The sequence below is a fragment of the Microbacterium sp. cx-55 genome (genome assembly GCF_021117345.1).
Classification (GTDB): domain Bacteria; phylum Actinomycetota; class Actinomycetes; order Actinomycetales; family Microbacteriaceae; genus Microbacterium.
This window is the reverse complement of record NZ_CP088261.1, coordinates 2272163-2296413: the sequence shown is the minus strand read 5'-3', so window position 1 is coordinate 2296413 and position 24251 is coordinate 2272163. Positions and strand designations below refer to the sequence as shown.

Annotated in this window: 18 protein-coding genes; 7 read left to right on the top strand and 11 right to left on the bottom strand. The window is 70.3% G+C overall.

The features are described from left to right. Positions 1-121: 121 nt before the first annotated feature. The gene (locus LQ938_RS10800) at positions 122-1645 is read left to right on the top strand and encodes a CitMHS family transporter (RefSeq protein ID WP_223720586.1); all 1524 of its coding nucleotides are present in this window, start codon (positions 122-124) and stop codon (positions 1643-1645) included. Positions 1646-1707: 62 nt separating this feature from the next. Here LQ938_RS10800 and LQ938_RS10795 read toward each other — a convergent pair whose 3' ends face one another. Together LQ938_RS10795 and LQ938_RS10790 are read right to left on the bottom strand one after the other, a co-directional pair. Further along, a complete protein-coding gene (locus LQ938_RS10795; RefSeq protein WP_223720587.1) occupies positions 1708-2571 on the bottom strand; it encodes an NYN domain-containing protein in 864 nt (287 codons plus the stop codon). A 2-nt stretch (positions 2572-2573) separates the two neighbouring features. After that, positions 2574-3572 (bottom strand): Gfo/Idh/MocA family protein, encoded by a 999-nt coding sequence (locus LQ938_RS10790; RefSeq protein ID WP_223720588.1) that lies wholly within the window; start codon positions 3570-3572, stop codon positions 2574-2576. A gap of 41 nt (positions 3573-3613) precedes the next feature. Between LQ938_RS10790 and LQ938_RS10785 the strand changes: the two genes are divergently transcribed. Further along, complete coding sequence (locus tag LQ938_RS10785; RefSeq protein WP_223720589.1) at positions 3614-4942, top strand: M20/M25/M40 family metallo-hydrolase; 1329 nt, start codon at positions 3614-3616, stop codon at positions 4940-4942. Here the strand turns inward: LQ938_RS10785 and LQ938_RS10780 are convergent. Further along, entirely contained in the window at positions 4926-5477 is a 552-nt protein-coding gene (locus LQ938_RS10780; RefSeq protein ID WP_223720590.1) for a hypothetical protein, read from the bottom strand. The genes LQ938_RS10785 and LQ938_RS10780 overlap by 17 nt on opposite strands. A gap of 174 nt (positions 5478-5651) precedes the next feature. Between LQ938_RS10780 and LQ938_RS10775 the strand changes: the two genes are divergently transcribed. The 5 genes from LQ938_RS10775 to mmsB all read left to right on the top strand — a co-directional run bounded on the left by LQ938_RS10775 (position 5652) and on the right by mmsB (position 11603). Then, on the top strand, positions 5652-6668 hold the full coding sequence (locus tag LQ938_RS10775) for a LacI family DNA-binding transcriptional regulator (RefSeq protein WP_223720591.1): 1017 nt from the start codon (positions 5652-5654) through the stop codon (positions 6666-6668). A 170-nt stretch (positions 6669-6838) separates the two neighbouring features. After that, positions 6839-7531 (top strand): L-ribulose-5-phosphate 4-epimerase, encoded by a 693-nt coding sequence (locus tag LQ938_RS10770; RefSeq protein ID WP_223720867.1) that lies wholly within the window; start codon positions 6839-6841, stop codon positions 7529-7531. A gap of 65 nt (positions 7532-7596) precedes the next feature. Then, positions 7597-8721: a multiple monosaccharide ABC transporter substrate-binding protein gene (chvE, locus tag LQ938_RS10765; protein WP_269216542.1), complete on the top strand. Its 1125-nt coding sequence runs from the start codon at positions 7597-7599 to the stop codon at positions 8719-8721. 84 nt (positions 8722-8805) lie between these two features. Then, positions 8806-10335 carry a multiple monosaccharide ABC transporter ATP-binding protein gene (mmsA, locus tag LQ938_RS10760; RefSeq protein WP_223720592.1) on the top strand — a complete coding sequence of 510 codons (1530 nt, stop codon included), beginning with the start codon at positions 8806-8808 and terminating at the stop codon, positions 10333-10335. A 23-nt stretch (positions 10336-10358) separates the two neighbouring features. After that, entirely contained in the window at positions 10359-11603 is a 1245-nt protein-coding gene (gene mmsB / locus LQ938_RS10755) for a multiple monosaccharide ABC transporter permease (protein WP_223720593.1), read from the top strand. Positions 11604-11741: 138 nt separating this feature from the next. Here the strand turns inward: mmsB and LQ938_RS10750 are convergent, their stop codons facing one another. From LQ938_RS10750 to LQ938_RS10715, 8 genes are read right to left on the bottom strand one after another with little or no spacing between them, the layout of a single operon-like run. After that, on the bottom strand, positions 11742-12683 hold the full coding sequence (locus LQ938_RS10750; RefSeq protein WP_223720594.1) for a quinone oxidoreductase family protein: 942 nt from the start codon (positions 12681-12683) through the stop codon (positions 11742-11744). 28 nt (positions 12684-12711) lie between these two features. Then, positions 12712-16626, bottom strand: a complete 3915-nt coding sequence (gene hrpA / locus LQ938_RS10745) for an ATP-dependent RNA helicase HrpA (protein ID WP_223720595.1) — start codon at positions 16624-16626, stop codon at positions 12712-12714. A gap of 28 nt (positions 16627-16654) precedes the next feature. Continuing rightward, on the bottom strand, positions 16655-17641 hold the full coding sequence (locus LQ938_RS10740; protein WP_223720596.1) for a hypothetical protein: 987 nt from the start codon (positions 17639-17641) through the stop codon (positions 16655-16657). Beyond that, the gene (locus tag LQ938_RS10735; protein ID WP_223720597.1) at positions 17638-18585 is read right to left on the bottom strand and encodes an FHA domain-containing protein; all 948 of its coding nucleotides are present in this window, start codon (positions 18583-18585) and stop codon (positions 17638-17640) included. Before LQ938_RS10735 ends, LQ938_RS10740 begins: the two co-directional genes overlap by 4 nt. Continuing rightward, entirely contained in the window at positions 18578-19420 is an 843-nt protein-coding gene (locus LQ938_RS10730) for a PP2C family protein-serine/threonine phosphatase (RefSeq protein ID WP_223720598.1), read from the bottom strand. The genes LQ938_RS10735 and LQ938_RS10730 overlap by 8 nt, the downstream gene beginning before the upstream one ends. Further along, positions 19417-21927: a transglutaminase-like domain-containing protein gene (locus tag LQ938_RS10725; RefSeq protein WP_223720599.1), complete on the bottom strand. Its 2511-nt coding sequence runs from the start codon at positions 21925-21927 to the stop codon at positions 19417-19419. The genes LQ938_RS10730 and LQ938_RS10725 overlap by 4 nt, the downstream gene beginning before the upstream one ends. Continuing rightward, positions 21924-23288, bottom strand: a complete 1365-nt coding sequence (locus LQ938_RS10720; protein ID WP_223720600.1) for a DUF58 domain-containing protein — start codon at positions 23286-23288, stop codon at positions 21924-21926. The genes LQ938_RS10725 and LQ938_RS10720 overlap by 4 nt, the downstream gene beginning before the upstream one ends. Beyond that, positions 23285-24250, bottom strand: coding sequence for an AAA family ATPase (locus LQ938_RS10715; RefSeq protein WP_223720601.1), 966 nt, complete (start codon positions 24248-24250; stop codon positions 23285-23287). Before LQ938_RS10715 ends, LQ938_RS10720 begins: the two co-directional genes overlap by 4 nt. Position 24251: the final 1 nt, after the last annotated feature.

The window sequence follows — 24251 nt, the reverse complement described above, 5'->3', positions numbered from 1 at the left end:
ACGCTACGCGCACAACGTGCGGGAATGCGAGCAAGCGGGCGGCGGATGACGCCGCGGCCTAGCATCGGCCGAACCCCCTACGGCGCCCGGACCCGCGCCTCACCACGACGAAGGAGTCGCGATGCACACGATCGTCCCCCGGACGGAGGCCGCCGACTACGCGGTCGCGTTCGTTCCGTCCGACACCATTCTCGTGATCCTCGGATTCGCGATGATCCTCACGTTCATGGCGCTGATCATGACGCGACGGTTGACGCCGATGGTCGCGCTCATCGTCGTCCCGACGATCTTCGGTCTGTTCGCGGGCGCCGGTCTCGGACTCGGCGACATGGTCATCGACGCGATCAGTTCGATGGCGCCGACGGCCGCGCTGCTGATGTTCGCCATCATGTACTTCGGCATCATGATCGATGTCGGCCTCTTCGACCCGCTCATCCGCGCGATCACCCGGCTGCTCGGCGATGACCCGGCGAAGGTCGTGCTGGGCACGGCGATCCTCGCCGGCGCCGTGTCGCTGGACGGCGACGGGTCGACGACCTTCATCATCACGACCTCGGCGATGCTGCCGATCTACCTGCGGCTCGGGATGAGCCCCGTGGTACTCACCTGCGTCGCGGGACTCATGAACGGCACGCTGAACATCGTGCCGTGGGGCGGTCCGACCGTCCGCGCGGCCGCCGCGCTCGGGCTGCAGCCGACCGACATCTTCGTGCCCATGGTGCCGGCCCTCATCGCCGGAATCATCGTCTCGCTCGGTTTCGCCTGGTTCCTCGGTCTCTCCGAGCGCCGCCGCCTCGCGGGCAGCGTCGACACGTCGCGCCTCGTGTCCTCCGGCGACGGCCCGCTCCGGGCGCCGCGGGTGTTCCGCGGGGCCGACCGCACGGTGGGTGCGCGGGCGCTGCTGCGCACCGGCAACATCGTGACCGTCGCCGGCGGGCGGCGGGGAGTGGCCGCATCCGAGCTCGTCGATACGGCCGACACCGCGATGGCCGACACGATGCTCGACCCGAACCGGGCGACGCTCCGGCCGAAGCTCATCTGGTTCAACCTCGCGCTGACCCTCGCGGTCATGGTGCTGCTCGTCATGGATGTCTTCCCGCTGGCCTTCGTGTTCATGGTCGGCGCTGCGGTGGCCCTCATCATCAACTTCCCGAAGCTGAAGACGCAGGCCGACGAGATCGTGGCGCACGCCCCGAGCATCGTGGGCGTCGTGTCGATGGTGCTGGCGGCGGGCGTGCTCGTGGGCGTGCTGAACGGCACCGGCATGGTCACGGCGATGGCGAACTGGATCACCCAGGTCATTCCGGACTCCCTCGGGCCCTACCTCGCGGTGATCACCGGTGTGCTCTCGATCCCGTTCACGTTCTTCATGTCGAACGACGCGTTCTACTTCGGCATCCTCCCCGTGCTCGCCGAGAGCGCCTCGGCCTACGGCATCGACCCGGTCGAGATGGCACGGGCATCGATCACCGGCCAGCCGGTGCACCTGCAGAGCCCGCTCGTGCCGGCGATCCTGCTGCTCGTCTCGCTCGCCGGCGTCAATCTCGGCGACCACCACAAGAAGGTGCTGTGGCGCGCGACGATCGTGTCGCTCGTGATGCTCGCGGTCGGCGTGCTGACCGGCGTCATCCCTTTCCTCACCTGACGACGCAGAACGGGGTCGACCGGGCGAGTGCCCCGTCGACCCCGTTCCGGTCGTTCCAGCCGTCAGCGCTTATCGGCGACGAGCCGGATGCGGACGATGTTGTCGGTGTCGTCCATCTCGGCGATGTCGGGATGCGCGGAGATGAACTCGGTGAAGCTGCGGTGCCCGAGCGCCTTCTCGGTGAACGAGGGATCCAGCCGCGTGATGAGGCTCTTCACCGCGGACGCGTGCTGCCACTGCGCGGGGTCCTTGTCGTTCTCCAGCCGCAGTGCTCGCTCGAGCAGATCGGTCGCCGGGTCGACGGACCGCTTGCGCGCCCGCGCCCGAGAGGCCGATTCCTCCTTCTTCGTCGGCTCGGGAGAACCGACCCCGGGAAGCGAGTCGTACGAGTCGAAACGGTCGCAGGCAGCGGCGAGCGACTTGGCCGTCGACCCCGCCACCCCCACGCCGACCACGAAGCGCCCGAGCCGCTTGCAGCGCTGGGCGAGCGGCACATAGTCCGAGTCGCCGGCGACGATCACGACGTGCGTGAGGTCGGGCAGGCGGAACATGTCTTCCACCGTGTCGACCGCGAGCCGGATGTCGGCGCCGTTCTTGGCGTAGGCGGCGGCCGGGAACAGCTGCACGAGGTCGACCGCGCGCGCGACGAGCTGCGAGCGGTACTCGGCGTTCACCGGCGATGACCAGTCGGCGTACGCCCGGGTGAGCACGAGGGTTCCGAAGGAGGCGGCGTAGTCGATGATCGCGCCGACGTCGACCGTGGCGCGAGCGAGCTTCTCGGCGATCTCCGGGTCCTTGGGGTTCTCGGCGATCCGCTGCCGATCGCGGGAGTAGGCGTTCCGACCGTGCACGCGGTCGTACCAACTCATGACGATGTTGTCGAAGTCGAGGTAGACCGCGACGCGAGGGATGGTCAGATCGGGCATGGTCAGTGCTCCCCGGGGTAGCGCACGCCGATCTGCGTGCGGATGTCATCGAGTGCGCGCATGATGGCGACGGTTTCGGCGAGCGGGAGCAGATCGCTGTCGCGGCGCCCCTCGGCGATGAACCGTTCCGCGGCGAGCGCCTGGAACTGCATCCCGCGCCCGTCGATCGTCGACACGTACTCTTCCGCCACCGTGCCGTCGGGACGGGTGAGTCGGAAGGATGCGGGCGCGTACCAGGTGCGATCGATGTCGATCCGGCCCTCGATGCCGACGACGTGCGCGGTCACGGGGCCCGCAGCGCGGGACGACGACACCGTGGTCGACACGGCGCCCCCCGCGTGCGTGAAGACGGTCGCGACCTCGGTGTCGGCCCCCGTTTCGCCGAGGCGGCCGTGCGCGGAGATCGACGTGGGTGCACCGAGCACATCCCAGACGAACGACACGGGGTAGATGCCCAGGTCGAGGAGCGCGCCCCCGCCCAGCTCGAGCGCGTTGAGGCGGTGGTTCGGGTCGGCCGACAGCTTCTGGCTGTGGTCGGCGTGCGCGACCCGGAGCTCGCCGAGATCTCCGGCCGCGATGAGCTCCCGGATGCGGATCATGTGGGGCAGGTATCGCGTCCACATCGCCTCCATCGCGAGCACTCCGGCGGCCTCGGCGGCCGACTGCACCGATGCCGCTTCGTCGCCGTCGCGCGTGAACGCCTTCTCGACGAGCACGTGCTTGCCGTTCTCGATCGCGCGGAGGGCGTTCTCGGCGTGCATCGGATGCGGCGTCGCGATGTACACGATGTCGATGTCGTCGTCTGCGACGAGCGACTCGTACGACGCGTGCGCGCGGGGGATCTCAAACTCGGACGCGAAGGCCTCTGCGCCGGCGGCCGAACGCGACCCCACGGCGCGGACATCGAGCCCCGCCGTGCGGAGGTCGGACGTGAACTGATGGGCGATTCCACCCGTGGCGAGGATGCCCCAGCGCAGGCCGGGGGAGTGATCGGCGGTCATCTCCCCACCGTACTCGGGGGCCACCCCAGTAGGCTCGGCGCGTGACGAGCGCTCTGGAGAGATTCCGCGAATTGCTGCGCATCCCGACGGTCTCCGCGGCGCCGGATGATGCCGCGGCCCTCGCCGTCTTCGATGATTTCCAGCGCGCGCTCGAGCGCCTCTATCCCGCGACGCACGCTCACCTCGAGCGAGACGTCGTGTCGGGGCACGCGCTGCTCTACCGCTGGCCCGGGCGCGTCGCCGCGGACCCGCTCGTTCTCATGGCGCACCAAGACGTCGTTCCCGTCGTCTCCGCCGAGTGGAGCCGCGATCCGTTCGGCGCCGACATCGTCGACGAGGGAACGGATGCGCGGATCGTCGCCCGCGGGGCGATCGATGACAAGGGCGCGCTCGTCGCGATTCTGGAAGCGGTGGAGGCCCTCGTGTCCGAGGGTCACGTCCCCGCGCGGGACGTCTATCTCGCGTTCGGGCACAACGAGGAGACGGCGGGGGATGGCGCCGGCGCGATCGTCGACCTGCTGCGCTCCCGGGGTGTACGGCCCGGACTCGTCCTCGACGAGGGCGGCGCGGTCGTCGACGGCGTGCTCCCGGGCGTCGCGCGTGCCACCGCGATGATCGGGGTGGCGGAGCGCGGCATCATGACCGCCTGGCTCACCGCCCGCGAGATCGGCGGTCACGCCTCGACGCCCGCTGCGATGCCGGCGACCGCGCGGCTGGCGCGGGCGATCGTGCGGCTGCAGCGCCATCCCTTCCCGCGGCGCATCAGCCCGCCGGTGCGCGCGATGCTGACCACCGTCGCGCCGCACGCGCCGCGTGCGCTGGCGATCCTCTTCCGCCGTCTCGGCGTCACCGGCCCGCTGATCGCGGCCGTGTTCTCACACCTCGGGCCGGAGACGAACGCGCTCGTCCGAACGACCGCCGTCGCCACCGAACTGCAGGGTGCACCGGCCGAGAACGTGCTGGCGACCTCCGCGCGGGCGGCCGTCAACATCCGGCTGCTGACCGGGGACACCATCGCTTCCGCCACGGCGCGCCTGCACCGTGTGATCGCGGACGACGGTATCGAGATCGAGGTGCGCCACGGCACCGATCCCTCGCCGGTGTCGCCGTGGCGGGGTGAACCGTGGCGTCGGCTGGCCGGCGCGATCGCCTCCGCGCTGGACCCCGACATCGTGGCCACGCCGTACCTGCAGCTCGGTGCGAGCGACAGCCGATGGTTCACCGCCATCAGCCCGCACGTCTACCGCTTCACGCCGTTCCACCTCACGCGCTCCGAACGCGACGCACTGCACGCGCACGACGAGAGCATCCGCGTCGACGTGTGGCTTCGCGGGATCGGCTTCTACCGGGACCTCATCGCGGCGAGTTGAGCGGCTGCGGCGGGGTGTCCTCGAGCTCGAGGATGAAGCGCAGGATGCTGCGCCCCGTGCCCTGCAGCACCGGCCCGTAGCCGAAGCCCCAGCCCTCGTCGGTGGCCCGCACCGTGTGGCCGCGCAGGACCGCGCGTCGCGCGAAGGCGGCCTTGCCCTCGGCGGCGAGAGCGACCGCTCCGCTGACGGCGGGATCCAGGTGCGGTGCGACACCGACCGTGTCGGCGAGCACCAGAAGCGCCCGCACGGCGTTCACCAGCATCCCGATGCGGCGGCGCCGGCCCGTCCGGAGCGTCTCCGCGAGATGCCGGAGGTCGGTCGCCGAGCCGCCCGTGGCACCGGTGCCGAGACCGGCTTCGTCGAGGAAGCGACGCGCACGCGCCTGGTGCGCCGCGTCGTCGTGCGTGGCGATGCCCAGGATGCGGGCGGCCTCGACGACGACGTCTGCGACAGCCGCGCGACGATCCGAGCTGACGTTCGATTCGTCGACGCCGGCTCGCTGGCTGAGAGGAAGATGCTGGGCGAAGTCCGCCATGTGCACAGGCTACGCCTCCGGTCGCGGCGGCGGAATGTGACAAGTCACATTCGATTCCTCCACAGGCGGCTCGGCCGTGTGACTGTCACATTCCGGAGCCGGGATACGGTGATCTGTGCATAATGTGTGCAGGCGTGTGACCGTGCACATCCCCCATCAACGGAGACCGACCCCATGAGCGACGAGGCGGCGGGTCGCAGACCCAGCATCCGCGATGTCGCGCGCCTCGCGGCGGTCTCGCACCAAACGGTCTCGCGCGTGATCAACAACCACCCGAGCATCCGGCCCGAGACGCGCGAGCGCGTCATCGAGGTGATGACGCGGTTGCAGTACAGCCCGAACCGCGCCGCTCGTGCCCTGGTGACGAGCAGGTCGCAGACCATCGGAATCCTCTCCGCCTCCAGCACGCAGTACGGCCCCGCGTCGAGCATCGCGGCGATCGAAGAAGCCGCGCGAGCCCGCGGCTACTGGGTGAGCACGGCGAACATCGTGCCGAACGACCCGGCATCGATTCCCGCGGGCCTCGCGCATCTGACGGCGCAGTCGATCGAGGGCCTGGTGGTGATCGCGCCCCAGGTGCGCGTTCTTCGGGCCCTCGAGGCCCAGCCCCTCGACATTCCGTACGTGACCCTGCAGTCGCCCGAGCTCGATCCCCAGCACGCGCTGTCGGTCGACCAGATCGCGGGCGCGCGCCTCGCCACGCGGCACCTGATCGAACTCGGGCATCGCAGCATCTACCACCTGGCCGGCCCGCAGGACTGGATCGAGGCCGAGGCGCGGATGCGGGGATTCCTCGAGGAGATGAGCGCCCACGACATTCCCACGACGGCGCCGATCCTGGGGGACTGGACGGCGGACTTCGGGTACTACGCGGGCCGGGAACTGCTGCGCGTTCGTGACTTCACCGCGGTGTTCTCCTCGAACGATCAGATGGCACTCGGGCTCATGCACGCCGTGCGGGCGGAGGGGTTGGACGTGCCCGGCGACATCAGCATCGTGGGGTTCGACGACATCCCGGAGGCCGCGCACTTCTGGCCGCCGCTGACCTCTGTGCGGCAGGATTTCGCGGAACTCGGGCGTCGCTGCGTCGATCTGCTGCTCGGTCCTGCCGACGGCGTGGAGCCGGCGGCGAGCACGATCGTGCCGGAATTGATCGTGCGCGGTTCGTCCGCGGCGCTTCTCCCGCGCTGATTCCGGCCGTTATCAATCCGAGACCAGCACAGGTTGAAACCCGCCCGCGGTCGTGGGCTACAGTGGCGCAATGTGAACGGTCACATTGATCGTCACACCGGGGTTACGACAGACGAAGGAGTCAACCCGTGTCCGCATCCGCCGACGAGCGCGACCTCTACGTCACCGGGGTGAAGACCGAAGTGGCGATCGCCCGGGTCCGCGCCGATGTCGCGTCGCTGCACGCCGAACTGGTGCGCAACGGCCTCGTCGTCTGGACCGGCGGCAACGTCTCCGGCCGTGTTCCCGGTGCCGATCTCTTCGTGATCAAGCCCTCCGGCGTGACCTACGATGACCTCGCCCCCGAGAACATGATCCTGTGCACGCTCGACGGCGCGGTCGTCGAGGGCACCCCGGGTAGCGACCGCGCTCCCTCGAGCGACACGGCCGCACACGCCTACGTCTACCGCAACATGCCCGAGGTCGGCGGGGTCGTGCACACGCACTCGACCTACGCCGTCGCGTGGGCCGCGCGCGGTGAAGAGATCCCCTGCGTCATCACCGGCATGGCCGATGAGTTCGGGGGGCCCATCCCGGTCGGACCGTTCGCGATCATCGGCGACGACTCGATCGGCCGCGGGATCGTCGACACTCTCCGCGGTCACCGCTCCCGCGCCGTGCTGATGCAGAACCACGGCCCCTTCACGATCGGCGTCAGCCCGCGAGACGCCGTGAAAGCGGCCGTCATGTGCGAGGACGCCGCCCGAACCGTACACATCGCCCGTGAGGGCGGTGCGCTCGTCCCGCTCCCTCAGGAACGGATCGACGCGCTCTACTCCCGATACCAGAACGTGTACGGACAGAACACCGACGACCGCCGGTAGCCCACCTGGGCGCGGTCACCCGAAACACCCACCAAGACAGTGCAGTCACCTGGAAAGGAACGACAGTGAAAGCCAAGAAGATCCTCTTCGCTGCGGCCACCCTCACCGCCGGCGCCCTCATGCTCTCCGCATGCGGCGGCGGCTCGACCGGAGGCAGCGGTGGCGAGAGCGACGGCGGCCTCATCGGCGTCGCAATGCCCACCAAGAGCTCCGAGCGCTGGATCCAGGACGGCGACGCCGTCAAGAGCCAGCTCGAGGACCAGGGGTTCACCGTCGACCTGCAGTACGCAGAAGACGACATCCCCACGCAGGTCTCGCAGATCGAGAACATGATCACCAAGGGCGCCAAGGCCCTGATCGTCGCCTCGATCGACGGCACCACGCTCTCCGAGGTGCTGCAGAGTGCCGCAGACGCCGACATCCCCGTCATCGCCTACGACCGCCTCATCCGCGACAGCGAGAACGTCAACTACTACGCATCCTTCGACAACTTCGTCGTCGGTCAGCAGCAGGCGTGGTCGGTTCTCAACGGTCTCGGACTCGTCGAGCTCGACGGCACCCCGATCGACGGCGCCCCCGCGGGCCCGTTCAACATCGAGCTGTTCGCCGGTTCGCCCGACGACAACAACGCCACGTTCTTCTTCAACGGTGCGATGGACGTCCTCCAGCCCTACATCGACGACGACACGCTCGTCGTGAAGTCGGGTCAGACGGACTTCCAGCAGGTCGCCACGCTCCGCTGGGACGGCGAGACCGCCCAGAGCCGCATGGAAGACATCCTCACGGCGAACTACTCGGACGGCACGCAGGTCAACGCGATCCTCTCGCCCTACGACGGCATCTCGCGAGGCATCATCTCGGCGCTCGAGGGCGCGGGATACTCGACCGGCGCAGAGTGGCCCATCATCTCGGGTCAGGATGCGGAGCTCGACTCCGTCAAGGCGATCAACGCGGGCGAGCAGTACGCGACGATCTTCAAGGACACGCGTGAGCTGGCCAAGGTCGCCGTCGACATGGCGGCCGCGATCCTCAACGGCGAAGAGCCCGAGGTCAACAACACGACGGACTACGACAACGGCGTGAAGGTCGTTCCCTCGTACCTGCTCGAGTCGCAGATCGTCGTCAAGGACAACATCAAGGAGACGCTGGTCGACAGCGGCTACTGGACCGAAGACGAAATCGGCGGCTAATACCGCAATGAGACGGCCCAGCCGGGCGGCGCGAGCCGCCCGGCTGGGCCCGACCGACCAGGCAACCTGGCAAGGAGAGTACGGATGGTCGAGCACATCCTGGAGATGCGTGGCATCACCAAGACGTTCCCCGGCGTGAAAGCGCTGTCGAACGTCAACTTCGCCGTCGAGCGTGGAGAGATCCACGCGATCTGCGGCGAGAACGGCGCGGGGAAGTCCACGCTGATGAAGGTGCTGTCGGGCGTCTACCCGCACGGCACGTACGACGGCACGATCGTCTACGCGGGCGAGGAGGTGCAGTTCAAGAACCTCCGCGACAGCGAGGCGAAGGGCATCGTCATCATCCACCAGGAGCTGGCGCTGAGCCCGTACCTGTCGATCGCCGAGAACATCTTCCTCAACAACGAGCGCAAGAACGCGCTGGGGATCATCGACTGGAACAAGACCAACCAGGAGGCCGCCGCGCTGCTGAAGCGCGTCGGACTCCGCGAGAACCCGACGACACCGGTCAAGCAGATCGGTGTCGGAAAGCAGCAACTCGTCGAGATCGCGAAGGCGCTCTCGAAAGAAGTCAAGCTGCTCATCCTCGACGAGCCGACCGCCGCCCTCAACGACGACGACTCGGATCACCTGCTCGAGCTGATCCTGAGCCTGCGCGGCCAGGGCATCACGTCGATCATCATCAGCCACAAGCTGAACGAGATCAAAAAGGTCGCCGACACCGTCACCGTCATCCGTGACGGCAAGACCATCGAGACGATCGCGAAGGCGGACGTCACCGAGGACCGCATCATCAAGGACATGGTGGGTCGCGACCTCGAGCACCGCTATCCCGATCACGAACCGCACATCGGCGAAGAGCTGCTGCGCGTGGAGAACTGGACCGCGCACCACCCCCAGGACCCCACCCGCGTCGTCGTCGACGACGTCTCGATCACCGTCAACGCCGGCGAGATCGTCGGTATCGCGGGCCTCATGGGCGCCGGCCGCACCGAGTTCGCGATGAGTCTGTTCGGTCAGAGCTACGGCACCCGCATCACCGGCCGGGCCTTCATGCGGGGCAAGGAGGTCAAGATGCGCTCGGTCTCCGAAGCCATCGACAACGGCCTCGCCTACGCGACGGAGGACCGCAAGACCTACGGTCTGAACCTCATCGAAGACATCAAGCGCAACGTCTCGATGGCGTCGCTGAAGAAGCTCGAGAAGGCAGGGCTCGTCAACGACAACGAAGAGTTCAAGGTCGCCAACGAGTACCGCAAAAGCATGAACATCAAGGCCCCGAACGTGCTCGCCAAGACCGGCAAGCTTTCCGGCGGCAACCAGCAGAAGGTCGTGCTGTCGAAGTGGATCTACTCCGATCCCGACGTGCTGATCCTCGACGAGCCCACTCGCGGGATCGACGTCGGAGCGAAGTACGAGATCTACACGATCATCAACAAGCTCGCGGCCGCGGGTAAGGGGATCATCGTGATCTCCTCCGAGCTGCCCGAGCTGCTCGGCATCTCCGACCGCGTCTACGCCCTCTCCGAGGGTCGCATCACCGGTGAATTGCCGATCGAGCAGGCCACCCCCGAATCCGTCCTCAAGCTCATGACCATGGAGAAGCCCCGCTAGGGGCTTGCAGGAGACTCACACTCATGTCGAATGACATCACCCCCTCCCCGGGCGACTCGTCGACCGCCGCCGGCGGCCTCGTCAACCCCACCGAGAACCGGTTCACCCGCTGGCTGACCCACGTGCTCAGCGACCTCGGCAAGAACGGCATCTTCATCGCGCTCATCGCGGTGGTGGCGCTGTTCGCGATCATGACCGACGGCATCCTGCTGCGGCCCCAGAACATCTCGAACCTGGTCGTGCAGAACGGCTACATCCTCGTTCTCGCCATCGGCATGGTGATGATCATCATCGCCGGTCACATCGACCTGTCGGTCGGATCGGTCGCCGCGTTCGTCGGCGCCGTCTCGGGCGTATTCGCGGTGCAGATGGGCCTGCCGTGGTGGCTGTCGGTCATCCTCTCGCTCGGCATCGGCGCGCTGGTCGGTGCGTGGCAAGGCTTCTGGATCGCCTTCGTCGGCATTCCCGCGTTCATCGTGACGCTGGCCGGCATGCTGATCTTCCGCGGCCTCGCGCTCGTCGTGCTCGGCAACGCGAACATCGGTTCGTTCCCCGACGAGTACCGTGCGCTCGGCAACGGCTTCCTCACCGACGTGTTCGGTGCGGCGGACCTCGACCTGTTCACGCTCGTGCTGGGCGCGGTCGCGATCGTCGCGCTCATCGTGCAGCAGTTCCGCACACGCGGGGGCCGACAGAAGTACGGTCAGGACACCGAGCCGCTCGCGTGGTTCGTGCTGAAACTCGCCCTCATCTCGGTCGTCATCGGCTGGTTCGCCTGGGCGCTCGCCTCGTACAAGGGCATCCCGGTCACGCTGATCATCCTCGCGGTGCTGGTGATGGTCTACGGCATCGTGATGAACCGCACCGTGTTCGGTCGTCACATCTACGCGATCGGTGGCAACCGCCACGCCGCCGAACTGTCGGGCATCAAGACCCGTCGCGTCGACTTCTGGCTGTTCGTCAACATGGGCTTCCTGGCGGCGCTCGCCGGCCTCATCTTCACGGCTCGCCTGAACCTCGCCGGCCCGAAGGCCGGTGACGGCTTCGAGCTCGAGGCGATCTCCGCCGCCTTCATCGGTGGCGCGGCGGTGCAGGGTGGTGTCGGCACCATCGGCGGTGCGATCATCGGTGGTCTGATCATCGGTGTGCTGAACAACGGCATGTCGATCATGGGCATCGGCATCGAGTGGCAGCAGGCCGTCAAGGGCCTCGTTCTGCTCCTCGCCGTCGCGTTCGACGTCTACAACAAGCGCCGCTCCGGTAACTGAGCCCGCACACGAAGAGCCCCGTCCGATCGGACGGGGCTCTTCGTGATTGTGCCGCGAGACGGCAGATGGGGCACGAGACGTTGGTTCAGAACCAACGTCTCGTCGCGCAGTTGCGGTCTCGCGGTCGGTGCCGGTGGCTCAGGGAACGAGGGTGATCTTGCCGTTCGCTCCGGATGCCAGCACACGGTGCGCCTCGACGGCGTCCGCGAGGGCGAACTCCGGGCCGACCTCGACCGTGAAACGACCGGCGGCCATCAGAGCAAGCACCACGGGCACGGCCTCGGCCCGCCACGCCTGCTGCTGGTCGGTGAGCGGTTCGGGGCTGCCGCCGGAGAATGCGCGGATGCCGAATCCCGCGGCATCCGGACCGCGCACGATCGTGGCGATGCGCGTGGGGTCGGCGACGACAGCGAGCGAAGTCTGGATCGCCTCGTCGGTGCCCGCGGCATCGAGGGCGACGGTCACGCCCTGCGGCGCGGCGGCCCGAACGCGTTCTTCGAGGCCGTCGCCGTAGGCCACCGGGACGGCGCCGAGCTCGCGGAGCCGGTCGAAACGCGCGGGCGAGGCGGTGGCGATGACGGTCGCGCCCCAGAGCGCGGCGAGCTGGATAGCAGCCTGTCCGACGGCGCCCGATCCGGCGTGCACGAGCACGGTGTCGCCCGGGCCCACCGCGAGGGAGCGGAGCGACTGGTAGGCGGTGCCGACCGGGATGCCGAGGGCCGCGCCCTGCGCCGCGCTCACCTGCGGAGGCCGCGGCTGCACGGCCGACACCGTCACGACGACGTCGGTCGCGTAGACGCCGCTCGCCCCGAACAGAACGACCTCGTCGCCCGGCCGGAACCCGTCGACGCCCTCGCCGACGGCGGTGATGACACCGGCGCCGTCATTACCGATCCGGCGCGGAGCCGTCATCGGCCCCGGTCCGCGCAAGCCCGAACGCAGCTTGCCGTCGATCGGATTCACGCCGGCCGCTTCGACGCGGACGGCGACCTGCCCGGGCCCGGGGGCGGGGGTGTCGAGCTCGATGAGGCGGAGCACATCGGGCCCGCCGTGTTCGGAGTAGACGATCGCGTGTGTCATCTTCGGGAAAACCGGCGCATCCGCGGGGCTATTCCCGGAGCGTCTTCGCGATGCGCTGCGCCGACACGGGCTCGGCGGTCCCGAGGCGCTGCGCGAACAGGCTCACCCGCAGCTCCTCGAGCAGCCACCGGGCGCGAACGAGAGTGGCGGGCGCATCCGCGGGCAGGGGGATTGTGCCGCCCGCCTCGGCGTACCCATCCGCGATCCGCTCGAACTCGGTCATGCGGGCGCGGTCGCGTCCGGGCTGATCCGCGAGGGCCTCGACGCGTTCCTTCGCGCCCTGCAGATACCGCGGCAGGTGCGCGAGGCGCGCGAGCCCCGTCCGCGACAGGAAGCCGGGGTAGACGAGTCCGGCGAGCTGCCCGCGGACGTCTCCGAGCGCCCCGAGGAGCGTCAGCGAGTTCTGCTGCTTCATGGCGCGCTCGACCTCGCGGAGGGCGAGCAGGATGCGGGCGCTCAGCGACACGGTGCGGAACAGCTCGTCGGTGACGGCCGCCGAGAATGCGTCGCGCAGCCGTTCGAACGCGGCGCGATCACGCACGATGCCGTCGGCGGCGATGCCCGCGATGACGGCATCGGCAACGGCCACGCGGGCGTCTTCGACGAGAGCCTTCGCGTTCTGGTACGGCGACGTGACCAGGGCGAGCTTCTCGCTCGCGGTGAGGTGATCGAGCACGTACGACACGGGTGAGGGCACGGCCAGCAGCACGAGGCGCCGCACGCCGGCCCTCGTCTCGCGCGCGGCCGCCTCGGGGGTCGCCTCCACTCGGAGCGTCACGGACGCGCCCGCGTCGACGAGGGCCGGGTACCCGCGGACGATGCCGCCGGCCACGGGTGAGTCGACGAGCGCCGGCAGGTCGCCGAACGACCAGTCGGTCAGGCCCGTGCGTTCGGTCACCGCACCGGATGCGGCGGGGGCGACGCCCGATACCGCGGCGATCGCGGCCGGTGCGCCCGCGCGGGGACGCGCGAGGGAACGGGCGACCGAGGTGCGCGCGCGATCCGCGAACCGCGCCTGCAGGGCGACGAGATCCCGGTCGGAGCCGACCGGGCGCCCGCGCTCGTCGACGGCGCGGAACGAGATCGACAAATGCGCGGGAACACGGTCGAACTCGAAGTCGGCCGCGGTCACCGGTTGGTTCGCCACCCGCTGGATGCGGGCGGCGAGCGCGGCGGCGAGGGTCTCGCGGGGGAGTCCGCCGTGATTCTCCGGTCCGGCCTCGGCCAGGTCCTCGGCGAATCGAGCGGCCCAGTCGGCCGCCGGCACCACGTGACGTCGGATCGCTTTGGGCAGCGCGCGGAGCAGCGCCGTGATGAGCTCGTCGCGCATCCCGGGTACCTGCCAGTCGAAGCCGTCGGGGCGGATCTGCGCCAGCAGAGCGATCGGGACGACCGCGGTCACGCCGTCATCGGCCGCACCCGGCTCGAACCGATACGCCAGGGTCAGCACCTGGTCGCCCTGCGTCCAGCGCGTCGGAAAATCGCGTTCGTCGGCGCGCGAGTTCTTCTCGAGCAGATCGTCCTCGGTGAGATCCAGCAGCTTCGGTGTGCGGGTCGCGGCGTCGCGCCACCACGATTCGAAAGATCGCACGTCGAAGACGTCGGCGGGCAGCCGGCTGTCGTAGAACGCGTAGACCGCTTCGTCGCCAGCGAGGATGTCGCGTCGTCGTTCGCGTTCCTCGACCTTCTCGAGTCGGCGGCGCAGCTCATGATTGCGTCGGGCGAAGGCCGTGAGCGTCTTCGGGAAAGCAGAGGGATCCCACTCCTGCTCGACGAGCGCGTGCCGGAGGAACATCTCCCGCGCGAGCGGGCGATCGAAGCGCGCCAGCTGCACGCGGCGACGGGGGATGATCTCGACGCCGAAGAGCGTGACCTTTTCGACGGCCACCGCGGCGCCCGCATCCTTCGACCAGTGCGGATCGCTCAGCTGCCGTTTCGCCAGATCGCCCGCGAGCGGCTCGGCCCACTCGGGATCGATGGCCGCGGCGGTGCGAGCGAACAACCGGCTGGTCTCCACGAGCTCCGCCGCCATGACGGCCTGCGGGCGCTTCTTGCGCAGTCCCGACCCGGGGAACAGGGCGAAACGCGCGCCGCGCGCACCCCGATACTCCGGCTTGGCCGCGCGGCCGTCGCGCGGCTTCTCGCGCTCATCGAGCACGCCGATGTGCGAGAGGAGTCCGGAGAGGATGGCGCGGTGCACCGCATCCGGATCCGCGCTCCCGCCGCCGGAATCGCCGGCGTTCCGCGGCAGGCTCATCAGCTGGCTGAGCTGCCGGTGCACGTCGACCCACTCGCGCACGCGCACGTAGTTGAGGAACTCGGCTCGGCACTGGCGCCGGAAGGCGCTCGAGCCGAGCTCGGACTGCTGCTCGCGCAGGTGGTTCCAGAGGTTCAGGAGGGTGAGGAAGTCGCTCGTCGGATCGGTGAAGCGGGCGTGCTGGCGATCGGCTTCCTCCCGCCGCTCTTCGGGTCGCTCGCGGACGTCCTGGATCGACAGACCCGCGACGATCGCGAGCACGTCGCGGAGGACGCCGTCCTCGCGCGCGGCGATCAGCATCCGGGCGAAACGGGGGTCGATCGGCAGCCGCGAGATCTCACGACCGAGCGGCGTCAGCGTGGTGCTCTGCCGCGTGCGCTGCACCGCACCGAGCTCGACCAACAGATCGAACGCGGCCTGGACGCCGCGCGAGTCGGGCGGGGTCAGGAAGGGGAACGCGGAGATGTCGCCGAACCCGAGCGACAGCATCTGCAGGATGACCGACGCGAGCGACGTGCGGAGGATTTCGGGTTCGGTGAACTCGGGCCGCCGCTCGAAATCCTGCTCGGAGAACAACCGGATCGCGATGCCGGGTGCCGTGCGGCCGGCCCGGCCGGCGCGCTGCTGCGCCGAGGCCTGCGAGATCGCCTCGATCGGCAGCTGCTGGATCTTGGTGCGGTTGCTATATCGCGAGATGCGCGCGGTGCCGACGTCGACGACGTACCGGATGCCGGGAACCGTCAGGCTCGTCTCGGCGACGTTCGTGGCGAGGATCACGCGGCGGCGCACACCGGCGACGGTCGACCGTTCGAACACCCGGTGCTGTTCGGCAGCCGACAGGCGCCCGTAGAGCGGCAGCACCTCGGTGGGGGCCGCGTCCTTCGCGTAGGCGCCACGGACGGCATCCGCGGCGTCCCGGATCTCGGCCTCGCCCGGCAGGAACACGAGCACATCGCCCGGGGCTTCGCGATCGAGTTCGCGGAGGGCCGCCACGATCGCGGAGACCTCGTCCTCGTCACCGGATGCGGGAGCGCCGGGTTCGTCGTCGTCGGGCTCATCGGGGTCGACCGCATCCGGAACGAGCGGGCGGTACCGGATGTCGACCGGATACGTGCGCCCGGACACCTCCACGACCGGGGCGGGCACGCCGTTCGCGTCTGCGAAGTGGCGGGCGAAGCTCTCCGGGTCGATCGTCGCGGACGTGACGATGACCTTCAGGTCGGGACGTTCGGGCAGGATGCGGCGCAGATACCCGAGCAGGAAGTCGATGTTGAGCGAGCGCTCGTGCGCCTCGTCGATGATGATCGTGTCGTACCGGCGGAGCAGCCGGTCGCGGTGGATCTCGTTGAGCAGGATGCCGTCGGTGACCAGGGCGACGACCGTGTCGGCCGAGACCTTGTCGGTGAAACGCACCTTGTAGCCCACCGCGCCGCCGAGCGGCACCTGCAACTCGCTCGCGATCCGTTCGGCGATCGTGCGGGCCGCGATCCGCCGCGGCTGGGTGTGCGCGATGCGGGTGCGGCCAAGTTCGAGACAGATCTTCGGGAGCTGCGTCGTCTTTCCCGAACCGGTCGCGCCGGCGACGATCACGACCTGGTTCTCGGCGATAGCGCGCGCGATCTCGTGCCGCGCGGCGCTGACGGGCAGCTCGGGCGGGTAGGAGATGACGGGTTCTGGCGTGGACACAGCCTTCGATGCTAACCCGAGCCGGGGCTCACGCGGTGATGAGCAGCACGAGGCCGACGATCGAGCCGAGCGTCAGCACCGCGGCCGACGAGACCAGCACGGTCAGGCGGGTGCGGAGCGCGCGTCGACGGGCCGTGCGCGCGGCCAGGCCGCCGTCGCCCGCGGCGAGTGCGGGCTGTGCGGTCGGCGCATTCTGCGGGGCGGCGCCGACCTGACGCGTGCGGATCGCGTAGCGCTCCGGGATCGGGCGGTCATCGACCGGCGGCGGTGCGAGGACCGCGTCGGGTTTCGCCGCCGCGGCCTTCGCGGCACGCGTGCGCGCCGAGCGGCGGCTCCGCGGCGAGAGACCGGTGGCATCCGTCGGCGCCGCGGCGCCGGCGCGGCGTCCGCCGAGGCGGGTGTGCTCCGCATCCGCTGCCTCCGCGGGCTGACGGGTGCCGAGCGCCGTGCGGTCGTCGGCGTCCGGGAGGGGCGCGGCGGTGCGCGGGGTGTCGGATGCCGGGCGCCGGGTGATGCGCGTGGCGTCGCCTGTGGGAGGGCGCCGGGTGAGGCGGGTGGCGTCGTCGGAGGCCGGTTCCGCCGGAGTGGCCGCGGGAGCGGGTGCCTCGGCGCGAGGGCGCGTGAGACGCGTCGCGTCTTCGGTTTCGGCGGCGGTGACCGGCGCGGTTGCGCTCGCGGCCGGACGCCGCACGAGCAGCGTGCCGTCCTCCGGTTCGTCGGCGGGTGCCGGGGTCGCGGGGCGCGCCACGATACGGGTGCTGTCCTCGGCGAGGTGCGCGTCGTCGGGGGAGGACTCGGGCGCGGCCGGTGCGGCGGGCCGCCTCACGAGCAGCGTGCCGTCGTCGGGCTCCTCGACCGGTGGCGGGGTCGCATCGGGCGCGGCGGGCCGCCGCACGAGCAGCGTGCCGTCGTCGGGCTCTTCGGGTGCCGCGGCGGGAGCGGGCGCGGGACGCGACACGATGCGGGTGCTGTCGTCGAGGGGATCGGGGGCGTTGTCGCCCGTCGGCGTGCTCACTCGTCCTCCACGAATCGGATGCGGGCGCCCCCGGGCAACTCGGCGACGGAGCCCGGTTGTACTTCGGCCGGACGATCCGCGATGAGGCGCACCGCGACGCCGCCGGCGTCGACGAGCGCCGTGCCGCCGGATGTCGCGAGGTCCTCGATCTGCACGCGCGTTCCGTCCGACCAGATCCGCACGTGGCTGCGGGAGACATCGCGCGGGGCCTGCGGGATCGGAACCAGCGTCGGCAGGTGCTCGCCGTCGACGCGTTCGGTGCGGGGGCCGCGGCCCACGAGCAGGGTGCCTTCGATGGGCACCCGCTCGCCGTCGGGGAGGAGGATCGCGCGCGGGATACGCGGTGCGCGCGGCGTCGGCACGGGAGGCGGGGCGGCGATCCCGTGCGGCAAGGGCGGAGGCGCGGAGACCCCCGGCGGGAGCGGGATGCGGACCGGCGCCTTCGCCGGCGCGGGAGGCACCGCAACCGGATCGCTCCGGCGGACGGCGGGGTCGGTGCGCAGCACCACACCGGTGGCGGTGGTGGGGCCGGAGCGGACGGGCCGCTCGGGGGTCGTGCCGAGATCGAGGAGACGCGGCTCGGCACCCGGGGCGCCGGCCCAGGCGCGCGTGACGCCCTCGGCGGCGACCTCGCGCCAGGTGTGCGCCCCGACGCCGTCCACGCGCCACACGCGGCGCCCGCCGTCTTCGAAACGGAGGGCGAACGGCCCACGGAGGAACGCCGTGAGATGACCCTCGTCGAGGGCGACGATCGCGAACGCGGGAACCGCCGCGATCCCCTCGGCGACGAGGGCATCCAGGACCTCGGTCGGGTCGGGGGAGGCGCCGGTGATCGCCAGCACGCGGCGGGCGGCGGGCACACCATCCGCGCCCCCGACCAGCACGGCGAGCCGATCCGTGGCGACGGCGGGAAGGTCGCCGTCGAACCAGGTGCGCTTAGTCACGGCGGGCTCGCTGTCGTTCGGAGGTATGGGTGTCGATGTCGATCGTATGCACGGTGGCCTCAGCACTCGTGGCGAACCCGCCGGTGACTTCGTCGGCGCGCTGGGCGAGCCCGCCCGATCGCACGTCGACGACGACCGCGCTGATGTTGTCGCGACCACCGCGCGCGAGTGCCTGGTCGACCAGCCCGTGCGCCGTCTGCTGTGCCGACCCGCCGAGCGACAGGCCCGCGCGGAGCGCCTCATCGCTCAGGTCGTTCGAGAGTCCGTCGGAGCAGACCAGCAGGCGCTCACCCGTGACGATCGGCGCGAGCCAGTAGTCGGCCGCGCTGGACTGATCGCCCACCGCGCGGGTGATCACGTTGCGTCCCGGGTAGGTCGACATCTCCGCGCGCGTGATGCGACCTTCGTCGACGAGCTCCTGCACGACCGAGTGGTCGACCGTCAGCTGCTCGAGGGTGCTGCCGACGAGGCGGTACACCCGTGAGTCGCCGATGTTGACGACCAACCAGCTGTGCACGCCGTTCTGCACGACCGCGACGATCCCCGACACGGTGGAGCCGGCGCCGCGCGCGTGCGTGCGCGACAGGCGGGCGACCGCGGCATGGGCGGCGGCGACCGCATCCACCACATCGGCGGGTTCGACGTCTTGACGCCCGACCAACGGCTGGAACGCCGCCACGACTTCGGCGCTCGCGAGTTCGCCGGCCTCGTGCCCACCCATGCCGTCGGCGACGAGGAACACCGGATGCTGCGCCAGCACCGCATCCTCGTTGATCTCCCGCACGCGTCCGACATCGGTGCGTGCGCCCGTCACCAGTACGATTCCCTCGGTCATCGCCCACCTGCCCGTGTCCGGGCGGCGAGCTGACGCACGCCGCGCGCGAAGGAGCGCAGCGAGAGCCGCGCCTTCCATCTGCCCCACCAGCCGAGTTCGTCGCGCAGACGTGCGCGTTCGGCGTCAACGAGCTCCCAGAACCGCGCGCCGTCGTCGTCTGTCGGCGGTACCGGCGCGAAGACCGACCGGTCGGCGAGCACGGCGAGGCGACTCCCGTCCGATCCGATGCCTGTGGAGAGCGCCTCGGCGGTCTCGGTGCGCGTGGCCGCCTGCGGAGGCTGCTTTCCGTGATCGACCGCCGTGTCGACGTACTCCTCCCAGCCGCCGACCACCCGGTCGAGCGGATCCGGGGATTCGCGGCGAGCGCGGCGGCGCATCAGCTTCGCCATCAGCACGGTGAACACGGGCAGCAGGAGGATCAGCAGCGCGAACACGACGATGCCCGAGATGCGGAGCGTGGCCCAGAGCCAGGCGAGGTCGACGGGCGCGTTCGGCTCCTCCTCCTCCTGATTCGTGGAGTCGGCCGGGTCGGCCTCGGGAGGGAGCACCGTGTCGGCCTGCTCCGGCTCGACCTCGGTCGTGTTCTGCGGGTCGCGACGCTGCTGGATGTCGGGCGAGAGCGAGACCGCGTACTGGGGGCTCGTGTCGATCGCCGTCCAGGTGCCGTCGGCATCCGCCACCTCGATCCAGGCCGCGAGGTCCCCGCTCGTGCATTCCCCGTCCTCGCACGTCGACAAGGAGTCGTCGGTCGTGGACAGGCGCGTGCCGAGCACGACGCGGGCGGGGAAGCCGAGCTGGTCGGCGATCAGCGCGGCGGCGACGGCGAACTGCTCATCATCGCCCGACGCGGCGACGAGCTGCGCGTCGTCTGTGCCGCCGACCTCGTTCTGCTTGTCGAGAAGAGCGGTGAAGAGCGCGCCGATGCGGTCGGTCGAGTGGCCGGCGCGGCTCGGCTCGAACGTGTACTGGCCGAGATCGCCCATCCACGTCGGGGGAGTCGCGGGATCGATCGACAGAGCGTGGCTCAGAAGTCCGCGCGCGCGCAGCCGCTGGATCAGCTCCGCGAGACCCGCACCGCCCGTCGGCGCATCCTGCGTCTCGATCCAGGAGATCAGGCTCTCCGGAACGTACGCGGGGTCGACGGCCGGCTTCGACAGCGCGGGCGTCAGAGTGCCGGGGTCGCGGACCGTGCCCGATACCCGGCCGATCTGCTCGTACGCGACGCCGTCCTGCAGCCCCGGGTCGGCCAGCTCGACGCCCATCGCTGCGTCGCTGTTGTAGTAGAACCCGTCGGCAAGAGCGGCGCGTGAGGAGCCGTCGAAGTCGATCGAGACGAGGTCGCCGGCCGTCGGCACCCAGATGCCCGAGTAGGCGCCGATGCGGATGTCGGCGGTGACCTCTTGACCGCTGTCGCCGGTGAGCGTCGCCGGAACGCGCGTGAACGCGGTGTCGCCGGCGGTGCCGGTGAGGGGGTCGGTCGCGCGCATCACCCGGCCGTCGTAGAACGGCAGCGTCGCGAGCCGGATGCGGTCCACGGACTCGTCGGCGGACACGGTGAACATGACCTGGTCGTAGCGGTCGTCGGTGAACGCGGTGCGGTAGTCGGCGAGAGGGGTGAGGGCCTCGCGGACGCGCAGCTCGGGGTCGACGGCGGTGCGGATGACGTCACGGGTGCTGCCGGCGATGGCCCAGGGGGCGACGAGCACGCCGGCCAGAAGCGCGACCACCAGCATCCCGGCCGACAGGGCGATGCGCGTGCCGAGCGTGCGGTTCGCGCGTCCGGTGAGCCGGGCGCCGTTGGCGTTGCGTGCGGCGCGGAGCGCGGACCGACGGCTGTGGATGCTGCGCCACAGATACCAGCCGAAGGCGACCAGGAGCGCCGCGAGACCGACCGTCGCCTCCCATGCGCCGGTCAGGCGCCACGGGCCGACCGTGAATGCGCCCGAGACGGCGCTCGATCCGAAGGCCACGCCGAAGACGGTGAGAAGGAGCGCGGTCGGGGCGGCCAGCACCCACGCGCGCGGCGCGCGCAGGGCGAGCGAATGGGCGAGCACGCCGAGCGCCAGGATGAGGAGCAGGATCGGCGCGAGCGTCGCCTGGTAGATGCCGATCGGCAGCTCGAGGGTCAGCAGGTTCTTCCACCCGGTGACGGGCGCGGTGAGCACACCGACGACCGCGCCGAGGATCGTCGCCGGGTCGGTGATCATGGTGGGCGCGGCGAGCGGAACCCCCGCCACGACGTAGACGCCGGCGGTGACGGCGGCCACCAGCCACCACGCCCAGCCGCGAATGGCCCCGACCAGCGCGATCGCGGTGGCAGCGGCGATGCCGACCCCCGCGAGCAGCACGAACCACAGGCTCTGCGAGATCGTCCAGGAGGCGGCGGCGCCGACGACCAGCAGTCCGTCGATGAAGGCGACGTTGCCGATCGTGAACGTGAGGTCGCGCTCGCGTCGCCCGGCGTCGCGGCGGGCGCGGGCACGACGGCCGGCGGCGTCGACGCTCACGACTTCGCGCTCCGGGCGAGGATGTGCCGGAGGTCGTCGAGCAGACCGATCGTCACGATCGAGGTGGACCCGAGCGTCCGGTACCCGGGCTCGGTCGTGGGGTCGCAGATGAGAGCCGCGACGCCGACGTCGGCGGGGAAGGCGAGGGCCGCGTGCTGCAGCATCCGGGGCGTGGGGGTCGAACCGCAGACGAGGAAGCCGATGGACACGTCGGAGTGCCCTTCGACCGCGAGGCTAGCGACGTCGCCGAGCGGGGTGATGCGCTCGCCTTTTTCGAGTCCCGCGAGATCGTCGAGGAGGGTGCGCGCGGTGATGGTTGTGAGGTCGCGGGAGGTGCGTACCGCACGTCGTGCGAACTCGGGCACCTCGCCGCCGACGACGATGGAGACGTCGCGGCCGTCGCGGATGCCGCGGACGCCCAGCGACGCGGCGGCGCTCACGGCGAGCTCGAACTCGTCGTCGTTCGCGAACTCCTCGTCGCCGCAGGCGAGCACGATCACCATCCGCGACCGACGGGTCTCTTCGTACTGGCGCACCATCAGGGTGCCGGTCTTGGCGGTCGACTTCCAGTGGATCTGGCGCTGGGAGTCGCCGGGCGCGTACTCGCGGATCGCGTGGAAGGAGATGTCGGCGTCGACGACGAGCGAGGAGGGGTTTCCCTCCAGGTCTTTCACGAAGCCGGTCGCCGTGCTCGGGATGGAGGTCGTGACCGGGTGCACGTAGAGCGTGTGCACGTCTTCCCAGACGACCTCGCGGCGGAGGATGCCGAGGGGATCGCCGCGCACGGCGCGGGCGGGCCCGACATCGAGCACGCCGCGACGGAGCGCGGGCACCGAGAGCTGCTCGTCGTGGACGGCGCCCTTGCGCAGGAGCGGGATCGGCACGTCGAGGAGGCCCGCGCCGATCGGCACGTCGACGCGGCCGGGGAGCGCGACGCCCGACCCGACGTTCGTGACGCGGAGGGATGCGGCCACTTCGCTTCCCGCGACGACACGGTCGTGCGCGAGGCCGAGCGACACGTCGTAGGCGCGCGAGCTGAAGAGGAAGGGGGCGGCGCAGACGAGGAGGATGAGCGCGACGAAGCCGGCGACGGCGAACTCGATCCACCCGAGCGGAAGACCGAGTCCGAGTCCGAGCACCGCCGCGCCGACGAGCAGCCATCCGCCCGGGGTGACCGTGTTCCCGACGGCGGTCGCGCTCTGTTTCGCGGCGCGCCGGATGCGGCGCCAGAAGCGGATGCCGCCGACGACGATGACGGTCGTCTGGCTCGACGTGTCGTAGCGCGTGCGCGTGCTCGACCCCGCCGTCGACGTCGATGTCGACGAGATGCGGGTGATGCGGGACGAGGTGTCGTTCGTCACGCGGACTCGCGCTGGGTCGGGGGATTCACCTCGAGCATGACCTGCCCGATCACGGCCCCCTGCGTCACCCCGTCGAACTCCGCCTCGGCGTCCAGAATGAGGCGGTGTGCGAGCACGGGCTCGGCGAGGGCCTTCACATCGTCGGGGGTCACGTAGGCGCGGCCGTGGGCGACCGCCCAGGTCTTGACGGCGCGGGTGAGCGCGAGCGCGCCGCGGACGCTGACGCCCAGACGCACCTGCGCCGCCTGGCGCGTGGCTTCGACGACCCGCGAGATGTAGTCGAGGACGAGCGGGTTGAGGTAGACGTCCTGCGCGATCGCCGACATCGTCTGCACCGCTTCGGGGGTGATGACGGCGTTGACCTCGCGGCGCCCGTTCCCGGACCCCTCCAGGATGCGGACGGTGGCGGCGTGGTCGGGGTAGCCGAGGGAGGTCTTCATGAGGAAGCGGTCGAGCTGCGCCTCGGGGAGGCGGTACGTGCCGGCCTGCTCGACGGGGTTCTGCGTCGCGACGACGAGGAACGGCACCGGAACCTTGCGCGAGACGCCGTCGACCGTGACCTGGCCCTCCTCCATGACCTCCAGGAGCGCTGACTGCGTCTTCGGGCTCGCCCGGTTGATCTCGTCGGCGAGCACGATGTTCGCGAAGATCGGTCCGGAGTGGAACTCGAACTCGCCGCGCTTCTGGTCGTAGACCGTGATGCCGGTGACGTCTCCCGGGAGCAGGTCGGGAGTGAACTGGATGCGGGAGTTCTGACCCTGCATCGTCTGACCGATCGCACGGGCGAGCGCGGTCTTACCGGTGCCGGGGAAGTCCTCGAGCAGCAGGTGGCCCTGGGAGACGAGCGCGGTGAACGCCAGCTCGATGACGTGGCGCTTACCGAGCACCACCTGTTCGACGTTCTCGACGAGCGCGCCGAACGTCTCCTGGAACCAGGTCGTCTGCTCGGGGGTGACGGTCATG